The sequence below is a fragment of the Virgibacillus sp. LDC-1 genome (assembly GCF_030137545.1).
Lineage (GTDB): Bacteria > Bacillota > Bacilli > Bacillales > Amphibacillaceae > LDC-1.
In genome coordinates, this window is sequence record NZ_JARUVL010000007.1 from 47,679 (window position 1) to 60,907 (window position 13,229).

At 36.8% G+C, this 13,229-nt stretch carries 10 protein-coding genes; 7 read left to right on the forward strand and 3 right to left on the reverse strand.

The annotated features are described in order from the left end of the window. Positions 1 to 14 precede the first annotated feature (14 nt). Positions 15 to 1,631, reverse strand: coding sequence for a glycoside hydrolase family 43 protein (locus QBK89_RS08000; RefSeq protein ID WP_284140517.1), 1,617 nt, complete (start codon positions 1,629 to 1,631; stop codon positions 15 to 17). 87 nt (positions 1,632 to 1,718) lie between these two features. After that, positions 1,719 to 2,903, reverse strand: coding sequence for an ROK family transcriptional regulator (locus QBK89_RS08005; protein WP_284140518.1), 1,185 nt, complete (start codon positions 2,901 to 2,903; stop codon positions 1,719 to 1,721). A gap of 266 nt (positions 2,904 to 3,169) precedes the next feature. Here QBK89_RS08005 and QBK89_RS08010 point away from each other — a divergent pair, with 266 nt between their 5' ends. The 3 genes from QBK89_RS08010 to QBK89_RS08020 all read left to right on the forward strand — a co-directional run bounded on the left by QBK89_RS08010 (position 3,170) and on the right by QBK89_RS08020 (position 6,296). After that, positions 3,170 to 4,486 carry an extracellular solute-binding protein gene (locus QBK89_RS08010; protein ID WP_284140519.1) on the forward strand — a complete coding sequence of 439 codons (1,317 nt, stop codon included), beginning with the start codon at positions 3,170 to 3,172 and terminating at the stop codon, positions 4,484 to 4,486. Positions 4,487 to 4,582: 96 nt separating this feature from the next. Next, the gene (locus tag QBK89_RS08015) at positions 4,583 to 5,461 is read left to right on the forward strand and encodes a carbohydrate ABC transporter permease (RefSeq protein WP_284140520.1); all 879 of its coding nucleotides are present in this window, start codon (positions 4,583 to 4,585) and stop codon (positions 5,459 to 5,461) included. 13 nt (positions 5,462 to 5,474) lie between these two features. Further along, a complete protein-coding gene (locus QBK89_RS08020) occupies positions 5,475 to 6,296 on the forward strand; it encodes a carbohydrate ABC transporter permease (protein WP_284140521.1) in 822 nt (273 codons plus the stop codon). A 69-nt stretch (positions 6,297 to 6,365) separates the two neighbouring features. On the opposite strand, the gene QBK89_RS08025 is transcribed toward QBK89_RS08020, so the two are convergent. After that, complete coding sequence (locus tag QBK89_RS08025; RefSeq protein ID WP_284140522.1) at positions 6,366 to 6,989, reverse strand: YesL family protein; 624 nt, start codon at positions 6,987 to 6,989, stop codon at positions 6,366 to 6,368. 209 nt (positions 6,990 to 7,198) lie between these two features. On the opposite strand from QBK89_RS08025, the gene xylA reads away from it, so the two are divergent. From xylA to QBK89_RS08045, 4 genes are all read left to right on the forward strand, one after another. After that, a complete protein-coding gene (xylA, locus tag QBK89_RS08030) occupies positions 7,199 to 8,521 on the forward strand; it encodes a xylose isomerase (protein ID WP_284140615.1) in 1,323 nt (440 codons plus the stop codon). 79 nt (positions 8,522 to 8,600) lie between these two features. Next, a complete protein-coding gene (gene xylB, locus QBK89_RS08035) occupies positions 8,601 to 10,100 on the forward strand; it encodes a xylulokinase (RefSeq protein WP_284140523.1) in 1,500 nt (499 codons plus the stop codon). Between the two features lie 119 nt (positions 10,101 to 10,219). Then, positions 10,220 to 11,203, forward strand: a complete 984-nt coding sequence (locus QBK89_RS08040; protein WP_284140524.1) for an aldo/keto reductase — start codon at positions 10,220 to 10,222, stop codon at positions 11,201 to 11,203. Positions 11,204 to 11,383: 180 nt separating this feature from the next. Further along, positions 11,384 to 13,126 carry a methyl-accepting chemotaxis protein gene (locus QBK89_RS08045; protein WP_284140525.1) on the forward strand — a complete coding sequence of 581 codons (1,743 nt, stop codon included), beginning with the start codon at positions 11,384 to 11,386 and terminating at the stop codon, positions 13,124 to 13,126. Positions 13,127 to 13,229 lie beyond the last annotated feature (103 nt).

A 13,229-nucleotide genomic window follows, 5' to 3' on the forward strand; every position in this document is an offset into this window, starting at 1 on the left:
GTGTGTATTATGTGTTATCTACTATGGCTTGCCTTATAAATAAAATAGTCAAAATCAGCATGCTTGCGTTGTCCAGACGTATCCTGGCATTGCATTCCGACAAATGCACCAGTAAAAAAACCGCCGCCTTGAATATAATCATCGGATAGCTTATAGGAGTCTAAAACTATTGGAATATCTATCCATTTTTCACCATCAAAGGAATAGGAGTATTGATAGTGATTTATGTTAACCTCTACTCGTAAATAAACGTATTGTATATGAGAAGGTATGCAAATTTCCCTTCCTTTCAATGGCTGATCAAAAGTAAAATTATCACATGTCATGAGCTCAAGTATTCTTCCTTTGTCTTCATGCCATGTAATTTGTAACGATGTCCAGTTTTGCGTATTATAGTAGTTTACAAGTCCAGCAGATTGCTGAAATGAGTCAGGTTGAAAAGTGACCTTTGTTTCTGCAATAAAGTTAAAGTGCTGCCAGCGTCGTGCAACAAAAGCTTGCGTAAACTTTGACGTTAATGACTCTCTTCCATAAATTCGCAAATGTCCAGGGTTCTCCTTTAGGGATATAATTTCTTCGCCTAGAGGAATGCGTAGTGTTTGAAAGTGAAGATTTAAATTCTCTGTATCAAAGTGATCCTTCTCCTTAAAATCGCTTTCCCACTTTATTTCTTTTATTGCCGGCCCTTCAATTGTAAGCGCTGGCTGATTCCCTCCCACAACATATGGCCAATCATCTTTCCATTCGAGACGCTGGATCGCAGTTTCTCTACCAAGTGGACAGTATCCACGAGGGTCTAGCAAAGCTTGCCCGTCTCGTGGTAAGGGCCGACCGGTAAGGTGGACTAGAAACCATTCATCAGTATGTGTATGAACCATCGAAGCATGTCCAGCTTTTTGTAATGGATTTCGTGGATTTGAAAATGCTGTTAGTAATGGATTTTCCGGATGTACCTCATAAGGTCCCCATAAATGCTTGGATCTAGCAATAGTTGCTTGATGATCATATTTCGTACCACCTTCAGCGGTTAATAAATAATAATACCCATTTATTTTATAAAGGTGTGGAGCTTCTGTTAGTTTAATATCAGTTCCTTTGAAAATGATCTCTGATCTACCAATAAGCTTTTTCTTGTCAACGCTATACTCCTGTAAAATAATTCCATAGAAATTGTGATTCCCAATCCGATGATCCCAAAACATATTAGCTAAGTATTTTTTTCCATCTTCATCGTGAAATAATGAAGGGTCAAATCCAGAGCTATTTAAATAAATAGGTTCTGACCATTCTCCATCAATCGTATCACATGTCACAAGGTAGTTATGACAATCCTTCCACTGTCCTTCTGTTACTTTTACGTCCGTATATATTAGCCAAAACATACCATCACTGTAGGATAGCTGTGGTGCCCATACCCCACCTGAATCAGGGTTTCCAATCATGTTTAATTGACTTAAACGATTGAGTGGTCTTGAAACAAGTCGCCAATTCTTTAAATCTTTCGAATGATAGATTCCGACTCCAGGATACCATTCAAAAGTAGAAACGGCGATGTAGTAGTCTTCTCCTGCACGACAAATACTTGGATCAGGATTAAAGCCAGTCAAGATTGGGTTCTGAATTATAGTCATTGTTGATCCACCTTTTCATATTTATTTTTTATAGCGAATTTAATGCATACATTAAATTACTAGCTTTCTCGACTTCAGCATGTATGATTAAACTTGCTTTAAATATCCATTGAAAAAGTTTTCTACAGAAAATGCAGCAACACCAAGTGCACTGGAATGCTTTGATAAAGAAGAAAAATCAATTTTTAAATCTTTTTGCTGAAAGGTTAATGCTCGGTTCATACGATGGTTTATTGGTTCTTGAATCCATTCCTTGGCTGCGGTAATCCGATTCCCAATAATAATTTGCTCAGGATTAAAAATGTTTACAATATTAGTTAATCCAATCCCCAAATTGTCGCCAAGCGTTTCAAATAAATGAATTGTATCCTTGTTTCCTTTTTTAGCTAATGCTATCAGTGTATTTAAGCTAATGGTTTCACTAGGCGGAATCGGGAAGTTAAGTTTACTAGCTGTTTCATACAAATACTGTTCTGATGCATATAATTCCCAACAACCAAGATTGCCACATCGGCATTCTTTTCCATTCATTTCAATCGTCATGTGTCCTAATTCTCCAGAGAATCCATTATTTCCTTTATACAATTGTCCATTTAAAATTAATCCTACACCTAGTCCAATTCCTACACTTACATAAATAATATGATTATATTTTTTTCCTGCGCCAAATTTCTTCTCTCCATATGCTCCTGCATTTGCTTCGTTTTCAATAATAACGGGAACATGGTACTTTTCTTCTAAAATAGATTTTATATGAACATTTTTCCATTTCAGGTTAGGTGCTAATAAAATTTCTCCATGTAAATTAACTGTGCCTGGCACACCCATACCAATGCCTATAATGCCATACGGACTAGAAGGGGCAGATGCAATAAGGGTGTCAATAATTTGGAATAGCTTATCTTGAATTTCTTGATAGGACAGATCCTGAAAGCTGATAGCTGTTTCTTGGCATATGTTTCCTTCCAAATCTGTTAATATCCCTAATATATAATTGACGCCAAGGTCAATGCCGACTGTATAACCCGCTACTTCATTAAAAAGCAGCATGACAGGCCTTCTACCACCTTTTGACTTCCCTGGACCAGATTCATTAATTAATTTTTCATCAATTAATTCACTAACAAGTGAGGAGACGGTACCTTTGTTTAAACCTGTCATATTAGCAATATCTGCTCTTGAAATAGGATTATTGTTTTTAATAGTCTCAAGTACGAGTGTTTTATTTTCTTTTTTAACAACGTGCTGGTTCCATGTTTGGGTTGTTTTCATTCTGGACATCAACTCTCTTTTCGTATTTTTTATTTATTAGAACATTTCACTCTTTTGGTGAGAAGAAAAATAAGGATGTTATTTTAGCTCTAAATTATCTTCCAAATAAGGAGTGAAAGTAAATCGTTTTCATTTAGGCTAGCTCTTGAACTAATCATACCATAATCTTCATAAAAATAACATAGTTTATCCACTAGACAAACTATGTTATTGGTGATATTCTAAATTTAACGGTTATATGCCGACCAAAAATTAGGAGGGGTACGATGAGCAAAAAGAAAGCGTTATCATTATTGTTGTCCGCGTTACTATTTGTTTTGGTATTGGCAGGATGTTCCGGATCTGGAGATGATAATGAATCAACAGAAGGCGGAAAGAATGCCGGAGATAAAAAAACAGTTAAATTTATGCATCTCTGGCCGGAAGGAAGCTCTGCACAACACCATAAAATTGTGAGTGACATTGTTGCAGATTTTGAAGCAGAGCATAAGGATGTAACGGTTGATGTAGAAGTTTTAAGTAATGAACAGTATAAAGATAAGATTAAGGTATTATCTACTTCTAATGAACTACCTGATGTCGGAATGACTTGGGCTGCTGGATATTTAGCGCCATATGTAAGCGGAAATAAATTTGCATCATTAAATGATATACTTGATAGTGGATTAGGTAATGAGTTTGTTGCAGGTACAACAGATGCATATGCGATTGACGGGCAAACATATGGTTTACCTTTAGAATTAAATATTGTATCTGTATATTACAATAAGAAAATTTTTGACGATAATGGTCTTGATGTACCGAAAACATATGATGAATTTAAGGAAGTTGTAAAAACGTTAAAAAGTAACGGTGTTGCTCCAATCGCTTTAGGAAATAAAGATCGTTGGACTGGTTCGATGTGGTATATGTATTTTGCGGATCGAATTGGTGGAGGGGAATTACTTACAAAAGCAATTAATAGAGAAGAATCGTTCGAAAGCCCGGCACTTGTACAAGCTGCAGAGGAGATTCAGAATTTAGTGGACATGGATGCATTTGTAAAAGGTTTTAATGGATTGTCTGATGAAGAAGCAAAAAGTATGTTTATGAATGAACAGGCTGCAATGTATTTAATAGCAACTTGGGATTTACCAAACTACACGACGAATGAAGACGTGCCACAATCATTTAGAGATTCGGTTGGTTACTTTCCATTTCCTACAGTCGATGGAAATGGCGATGTGAATAGCTTTGTAGGTGGTCCTGGGGTAGGGTTGTTTGTTTCTGAAGACTCAGATGTAAAAGCAGAAGCAAAAGAATTCGCATCCTTTTTTGTAAAGCAATGGGGAGCAAGAGCGGTCACGGATGTTGGTGTTATCCCAGCAACAAAGGTGGATCCGAATGAATTAGATCTTCCGCAAATGTATGAGGATGTCTTAAATGATTTAAACAATGCAACAAATCTCACCCTATATGCAGATGTACAAATGAGCTCGGATACAGCACAGGTTCATTTAGACCAAATACAAGCGCTATTCGGAAAGGATGCATCACCGGAGGAATTTGTAAAAGCTCATGAAGAAGCTCTTTCTAAAGAATAATTAATAATATCGAATTTCTTTCGGGTGAAAGTAAAAAAAATAAGAGGGCATTCCCGAAAGGATGTCCTCTTATTAAATGATATGGGGTTGAATGTAATGAATAAAGTGATGTCCAATAAATGGATCATTGCAATATATACGCTTCCAGCCTTGTTATTAATTGGAGTGCTAATCTTTATTCCGCTTGTTTTGACAGGCTATTATGGCTTGATGGACTGGGATGGAATAGGGGATATGAGTTTTATTGGGCTGGAAAATTATAAAAATGCAATCGTAGATGGGAAGTTTTGGAGTAGTGCATGGCATTCTACATTACTAGCATTCTTTTCTACGTTGAGTTTAGCAATATATTTAATGATTTCGATGATACTGGCTTCAAAATTAAAAGGAGCAGACTTTTTAAGAAAAATATATCTAATTCCAATGCTGTTATCTTCAGTTGCGATTGCCCAGCTTTGGATTAAGGTATTTAATCCTACAAATGGGATGTTAAACTATGTACTGATGAAGCTAGGTATAGAGAATCCGCCTGCATGGCTTGCTGAACCAAGCTTTGTTTTATTTGCCATCTTTATCCCAATCTTATGGCAATATGCTGGCTTCTACATTCTTATCTATTATGCTGCATTAAAAAACATACCTGAATCGATTATTGAAGCAGCAAAGATTGATGGGGCTTCTCCTTTACAAATAGCTTATCGAATTAAATTACCGTTAATTAAAGGTATAGTGAAAGTAACAATTGTACTCGCTATAGTTGGTTCATTAAAGTACTTCGATTTAATTTATGTAATGACAGGTGGCGGACCAAATGGGGCAAGTGAAGTAATGGCTTCTTATATGTACAAATTGGCATTTGCAAGTAATGACTTCGGTTATGGAAGTGCAATTGGCTTCCTGTTGCTAATCATTACCTTAATTGTCACGGTGATTATTCGTAAACTAACGGCTACGAAAGACGAAATTCAATATTAATGGGGGATCAATCATGAATCGAATAGGATATTATTTGCTATATGTTTTTTTAGCGATTGTAGCATTGTTTCAAATTTTTCCGATTATATGGTTATTCCTCTTTTCTTTAAAGGATAACCGTGAAATTTTTGCTGGCTCTCCATTTGCATTGCCAACAGAATTTAGATGGGAAAACTATCAAAAGGTTTGGGATGGGGGAATAGGTGTTTATTTTTGGAACAGTGTTTGGATAACTGCTGTAGCAATTATCCTAACTGTAGTGCTAGCGAGTATGGCTACGTTTGCTATTACTAGAATGCAATGGAAGCTAAGCAAGCTTGTACTCGGCTTATTTATGGTAGGGTTAATGATCCCAATCCATTCTGCGATCATCCCACTTTTTAGCATGTTTTTAAAAGTTAACTTAATCGACAGCCCATGGTCCATCGTGATTACGTATACAGCTTATAATTTGCCAATTACGATGATGATTCTGCTTGGGTTTTATTACACACTTCCTCGTGAAATTGAAGAGGCGGCTATTATTGATGGGTGTTCCGTTCATCGAATGTTTTTCCGAATAATTTTACCAATGACAGGACCAGTTATTTCAACCACCGTAATCATCAATATGATTTACAACTGGAATGAATTTGTATTTGTTAATACATTTATTAGCTCGGACAAGTATAAAACCTTAACAGTTGGAATTCAAAACTTTATCGGGCAGTATATGACTGACTGGGGCGCTATTGGAGCCACATTGATCATTAGTGTTTTACCCATTCTTTTAGCCTTTGTTTTCTTTAGTAATAAAGTGGTTGAAGGTATTTCGTCAAGTGCAATTAAAGGATAGTTGGTAATTTGTTTGATGCTGTGAATCATTACGATTACACAGCACCATAGCAGATGAAAATTTTTTCTATTATGAAGCATTACTTTGTTTAATTTGTATTCTTCGGAAAGCGTCTAAGCATAGCCAAGTGGTAATAAATGCATAGATACTTGAGCCAAATATAAATGCCAATGCAGGAATTAGTTTAAAAAGAAAAAATATCGATCCGATACTTAAAATGATAAGAAAGCTATGTATTGGACTAATGAGCATAATGAGGAATGCATTTTTAATTAGTTTGAAAATATTCAAATCAAAATGTACAAACGAAGGAAATAGGTAAAATAGAAAAAGGAGAAATAGAACTATGAATGCAAATAAAGGTATGTTCATCCAAGTCACATTTTCATCAATATTCATTTGAATAAAATACAAATCTATACGAATTAGCAGGACGATAGCAACAACAAAAAGTCCCATGAGATTACTTTTAACAAAATCAGCTTTAACGTATTTCCAAAAGGATTGAAAAACTGGACTATCAGTTGAGCCTCTTAACCAATCTCGCATAATAGCAAATACTGCAATTGTCGCAGGGAATAAACCGAACACTACAAGTCCAAGTAAGGAAAAAAGAATCCATAGAAGGTTGAGATAGGCAAAACGAGAGATCCATTCCATCATACGATAAAGTGTACTGCTAAATAAATTCATTATATTACCTCCACTCTTTGGTTGTAACGCTTAGGATGAGAATATGCATTTATTATAAAGGAAGCATTCTTTTTTTGCATGAAAACAGAGGTAAGATTGTTTTTTTCAAAACTTAGTTTGTTGATTGTACAAACTATTGAACGTTGGTACAATAGAAATTGAAAACAATTACATTAATCGTGTTCAGCATACTGAAGGAGGAAGAAATGATGGCATATTTTAAAGATATATCAAACATTAAATACGAAGGAGCATCCTCAACAAATCCGTTTGCATTTAAATTTTATAATCCGCAAGAAAAAATTGGAGCAAAAACAATGGAAGAACATCTTCGCTTTGCGGTCGCATATTGGCATACCTTTACGGAGGATGGAAGTGATCCGTTTGGTGCAGGTACAATGATTCGACCTTGGGATAAGTTCAGTGGAATGGATTTAGCAAAAGCAAGAGTTGAGGCGGCTTTTGAATTTTTTGAAAAGCTTGGAGTTCCTTATTTTTGTTTTCATGATGTAGATATTGCTCCAGAGGGAAGTAACTTAAGTGAGACATATAAAAATATAGATACAATTGTTGCGATGATTAAAGACTATATGAAGGATAGTAAAACGAAGCTATTATGGAATACGGCCAATATGTTTACACATCCACGTTATGTCCATGGTGCAGCATCGTCCTGTAATGCTGATGTTTTTGCTTATGCAGCAGCAAAAGCTAAAAAAGGGTTGGAGGTTGGAAAAGAGCTAGGTGCTGAAAACTATGTGTTCTGGGGTGGACGAGAGGGCTATGAAACACTTTTAAATACAGACTTAAAATTAGAATTAGACAATCTAGCACGTTTCTTCCATATGGCAATTGACTACGCAAAAGAAATCGGCTTTGACGGACAGTTTTTAATCGAACCGAAGCCGAAAGAACCTACTACACACCAGTATGATTTCGATGTTGCTAGTGGTTACGCCTTCTTACAAGCAAATGATTTACAAGACCACTTTAAATTCAATATTGAAGCAAATCATGCTACGCTTGCTGGCCACACCTTTGAGCATGAACTGCGTTATGCTCGGATTCATGGGATGCTTGGTTCCGTTGATGCGAATCAAGGCGATCCATTGCTAGGCTGGGATACAGATGAATTTCCAACAGATTTGTATTCAACTACACTAGCAATGTATGAAATTTTGAAAAATGGGGGCCTTGGACGTGGAGGTTTGAATTTTGATGCCAAAGTACGTCGTGGTTCTTTTGAAGCGGAGGATTTATTTCATGCGCATATCGCTGGAATGGATAGCTTTGCAATCGGCTTAAAGGTTGCTCAGCAATTATTAGATGATAGCGTATTAGAGCGAGTGATTGATACACGCTACAGCAGTTATACAAAAGGAATTGGTAAAGCGATTGTAGATGGAGAAACCGATTTTCATAAGTTAGAAGAATATGCATTAGGGCTTACAACTATCGAAAATAAATCAGGTCGTCTAGAAGAAATAAAAGCTACCATTAATCGATATTTATTAACAGCATTTAACAAATAATAAGATAAGCGCTGGAGGGGATGTTTTTAATTCCATCCAGTATTGGCTAGTTGATTTTAGCATGGAATGAGGTGCTCGTATGCGGTATGTCATTGGTATTGACCTTGGCACAAGTGCGGTTAAATTACTACTGGTTGATCAGCTTGGACAGGTAGTTCAAGAAGTCTCAAAGTCTCTTACATTAATTCAAGAAAAAACAGGCTACAGTGAACAAGATCCAGAGGAATGGGTTACGCAAACAATCGCTGGGTTAAAGGAATTACTTCTAACTTTTCGAGGCAATCCGAAAGAAATTGAAGGAATCAGCTTTTCTGGGCAAATGCATGGTCTTGTATTGTTAGATAAAAAGAATCGTGTCCTCCGTAATGCAATTTTATGGAATGATACTCGTACAACTGAGCAGTGCCAGCGGATCCAAGCAGTTGTTGGGAAGGAACGATTATTGGAAATTACAAAGAACCCGGCACTTGAAGGATTAACCTTGCCTAAAATTATGTGGGTAAAGGAGCATGAGCCAGCGCTTTTTGAACAAGCTGCCACCTTCCTGTTGCCAAAGGATTATGTGCGTTTTCGACTAACTGGAAGGTTGCATACGGATTACTCTGATGCTGCTGGAACATTGCTATTGGATATTAGAAAAAAAGCATGGAGTACTGAATTGTGTGAGCTCTTAGACATTGACTTAGAACTCTGTCCACCATTAGTGAGGTCTGATGCGGAAGTTGGGTATATTACAGCAGAAATTGCCGAGGTGACAGGGTTATCTTCAACCACGAGTGTGTTTGCAGGTGGTGCAGATAATGCATGCGGTGCGATTGGAGCCGGTATTCTATCGGATGGAACAACATTATGTAGTATTGGAACTTCAGGTGTAATTTTATCATATGAGGCAGCAGGCGATAAAGATTTCCAAGGAAAGGTTCACTATTTTAACCACGGAGCACCAGATGTGTTTTATACAATGGGTGTTACATTAGCTGCAGGCTATAGCTTAAACTGGTTTAAAGAAACATTTGCAAACAATGAATCATTTGATCAATTACTGGCAGAGTTAGAAATGATTCCAATTGGTGCAAATGGTCTGTTATTTACCCCATATTTAGTAGGTGAACGAACACCATATGCTGATTCAATTATTCGGGGAAGCTTTATCGGAATAGATGCATCTCATGGGAAGAAGCATTTTGTACGTGCTGTTTTAGAAGGGATTACATTTTCATTAAATGAAACAGTTCAGATTTTTCGTGAGCGTGGTAAGACGATTGATACTATTGTTTCTATTGGTGGAGGAGCAAAAAGTGACGTATGGCTTCAAATCCAGGCAGATATTTTCGATGCTAAAGTTGTAAAGTTAAAAAGTGAACAGGGCCCAGGCATGGGGGCAGCGATGTTAGCTGCTTATGGATGTGGATGGTTCAAAACGTTAGCTGCTTGTGCAGACCAATTTTTGCAGGTAGAAAAGGTTATTACTCCGATTGAAGAAAATATCGCTGTATATCAATCTTTATTTGAACTATATAAAGATATATATCGTCAAACAAAAGATTTAAACAAAAAATTAGTACCGTACCGAAGTTAGGCTTAAAAAGAAAAAAGGTCATCCGAGATTGTGCATATATGTATGGTTCGGATGACCTTTTTAACGTTTTTTGTTAATAGATGAGGTTGGACATTGAAAGAATTGGAGGGCGAGGAAGTATGTTTTATAAAGAGCTTGGAAACACAGCAATGAAAATAAGTGCTTTAAGCTTTGGAACATGGGCAATTGGTGGTGCATGGGGAAAAACAAATGACCATGATGCTTTAGAGGGCTTAGCGCGTGCAATCGACTTAGGTGTTAATTTTTTTGATACAGCAGATGTATATGGAGATGGACATAGTGAAGAATTATTGGCAAAAGCGACAAAGGGGAAAGAAGGGGAGATATACATTGCCAGCAAATTTTGTCGAGCAGGAGATATCCATGATCCAACTAATTATTCGGAGGAAGTGGTAACAAATTATTGTGAGCAAAGCTTGAAGCGATTACAAAGAGAATATATTGATTTATACCAGATTCATTGTCCACCGATGGATATTTTGCGGGCAGGTCATGTGTTTGACACGTTGGAAAAATTAAAGACTCAAGGGAAAATTCGTTACTATGGTGTAAGCGTTGAAACTGTTGAAGAAGGATTGTATGTGTTGGAGCATACGAATGCTAGTTCATTACAAGTGATCTTTAATCTTTTCCGGCAAAAGCCGTTAAAAAAACTATTTCCACTTGCCTTAGAAAAAGAAGTTGGTATTTTATCACGTGTGCCACTTGCTAGTGGCTTATTGACGGGTAAATTTACAGAACAGACTTCATTTGCGAGTGATGATCATCGATATTTCAATAAGGATGGAGCTGCATTCAATGTTGGAGAAACCTTTGCAGGAATTGAATTTGCTCGTGGTGTCGAATTAAGTAGAAAGCTCGAATGGATAGCGGAAGGTAGAGACAATATGACGAGAGCGGCTTTGAAATGGATTGTTGAACAGGAGGCAGTTACTAGTGTCATACCTGGCTTTCGAAATAAACACCAGGTAGAGGATAATGTGGGAGCTCTTGCAGTCAAAGCATATCAGGATGATGAGTTAGAAAAATTAAGAAGATTTTATGAATTAGAAGTAAAGCCGTATATTAGAGGGGCCTATTAATCTCTTCAATCATCTTGCATACAACTGGTAGTAAGACCTCTATGTGAAGACACAAAGATTGAGTGAGGTTCAAACTGAACGTCAAATGTTCGGTTATGCTCAACCAACAATCAGGGGGAGATGAACGAATCCTCACTGATTAAAGTTTCACTAGTATGATGCGAATGTGGAGGGGGAAAATTGAAAAAAAGAAGGAAACGTACTTGTAACTATATCTTTAATAAACTTGGTTGGCAGCATTTGCGGATTGGAACAAAATACTCAATTGTATACTTGTTCACGATTTTTCTGTTCTTACTTGCTGGAGCAATCATCTATTTTCAATTAAGTAGTGCACAGAATAGTATTGTGGCAATTGAAGCACAAAGTAAACAAACAAAGGGAATTTCAGAGATGGCTTTATTGATTCAAATTAAAGACGGGAATATTGCTGATTATCTAGCCGTACAAAGTCAGGATATTGCTTCTTCTTTTAAACAAAATCAGGCAGCATTAAAAGAATTAGAAACGGCGTTAAAATCTAGCTTACATACAGAAGAGGAACAGCGTATTTTTAAAGAACTAATTGATAAGAGCAATACAATGGATAAAATTTTTTATGAAGAAATTATGCCAGCTATTGAGAATGGAAATGTCGATGCAGCACGCACTTTTCGATTGAATGCTTCTTCCATAAAAGAATCTAGTATAGCGCTTGTATATCAATTAATTGAAATCGTAAATAAACATCAAGATAACACGGTTCAGCATGCTAGCAGGAGTATCCTTCATAGTATTGTTACGTTCGGTATAGTAATTATAATAACGATTGTTATTGGAATGAGTAGTATTTTTATAGTTAGTCATTTTATTTCCAAGCGATTAAAGAAAGTTGTTGATACAACAGCGCAGATTGCGGATGGTGATTTATCAATTGCAGCGATTGCTTATGAAGGAAGGGATGAAATAGGTAGTTTGGCGACTACATCAAATCGTATGAAGCAAAACATATATAACATTGTGCGAAAGGTAGCGACTGCATCAAATACAGTATCTACTAGAAGTGAAGCATTAAACGAATCTGCTTCGGAAGTAAAAGCGGCTGGGAAACAAATTGCTTCAACAATGGAGGAACTGGCTTCAGGTATTGAAATGCAGGCACATGCATCGGCTGAGCTTGCAGAAAGTATGAAGAAATTCTTACAGCGAGTATATGGTTCAAATAAGGATGGTCAAATGATTGTTGATTCAACAACATCCGTTCAACGCTTAACTAATGATGGAAGCCTATTGATGCAGCAGTCAATCAAGCAAATGGAACGAATTGATGTAATTATGACTACGGCTGTTGAGAAAATAAAGGGGCTTGATAAACAATCAGAAAAGATTTCGACCCTTGTTTATGTTATTCAGGATATCGCTGATCAAACTAATCTACTTTCGCTTAATGCAGCAATAGAAGCTGCGCGGGCAGGAGAGCACGGTAAGGGCTTTGCGGTTGTTGCAGATGAAGTGAAGAAGTTAGCAGAACAAGTGACAGCCTCAATATATGAGATTACTAGCATCGTCAACAATATCCAAATGGAAACACGTAATGTTGTCCAATCATTAGGAGATGGCTATAAGGAAGTAAAAGAAGGAATAATACAAGTACAAGAAACAGGAAATAATTTTGAACAAATTAATTCTTCTTTTGCACAGGTAGCTGAAAAGGTTTCGAGCATATCAATAAATTTAAATGAAGTAGCGCTTCGTGGTGGAGAAATGAGTAAGTTGATTGAGGATGTTGCAGCAGTTTCAGAAGAATCAGCTGCAAGTGTGGAACAAGCAACGGCTTCAGTACAGCAGTCTTCGAGCACAATGGAAGAGGTTTCTCATAGTGCGAACGAATTATCGAAGCTGGCAATGGAAATGAATGAGGAGATAAAAGTATTTCAATTATAGTCAAATTTATACGAAATAAGGCCTCTTACTATGGAGATAACTTACTTCTGATAGTGTAGAAAGTTTTTGAGGATAAATGAAGCAACAACAGGAATGGCAGCGG

Bases quoted from the DNA above. Each gene is read 5' to 3' on its own strand.
- QBK89_RS08000 (WP_284140517.1), bottom strand. From the start codon at position 1,631: ATGACTATAATTCAGAACCCAATCTTGACTGGCTTTAATCCTGATCCA.
- QBK89_RS08005 (WP_284140518.1), bottom strand. From the start codon at position 2,903: ATGAAAACAACCCAAACATGGAACCAGCACGTTGTTAAAAAAGAAAAT.
- QBK89_RS08010 (WP_284140519.1), top strand. From the start codon at position 3,170: ATGAGCAAAAAGAAAGCGTTATCATTATTGTTGTCCGCGTTACTATTT.
- QBK89_RS08015 (WP_284140520.1), top strand. From the start codon at position 4,583: ATGAATAAAGTGATGTCCAATAAATGGATCATTGCAATATATACGCTT.
- QBK89_RS08020 (WP_284140521.1), top strand. From the start codon at position 5,475: ATGAATCGAATAGGATATTATTTGCTATATGTTTTTTTAGCGATTGTA.
- QBK89_RS08025 (WP_284140522.1), bottom strand. From the start codon at position 6,989: ATGAATTTATTTAGCAGTACACTTTATCGTATGATGGAATGGATCTCT.
- xylA (WP_284140615.1), top strand. From the start codon at position 7,199: ATGGCATATTTTAAAGATATATCAAACATTAAATACGAAGGAGCATCC.
- xylB (WP_284140523.1), top strand. From the start codon at position 8,601: ATGCGGTATGTCATTGGTATTGACCTTGGCACAAGTGCGGTTAAATTA.
- QBK89_RS08040 (WP_284140524.1), top strand. From the start codon at position 10,220: ATGTTTTATAAAGAGCTTGGAAACACAGCAATGAAAATAAGTGCTTTA.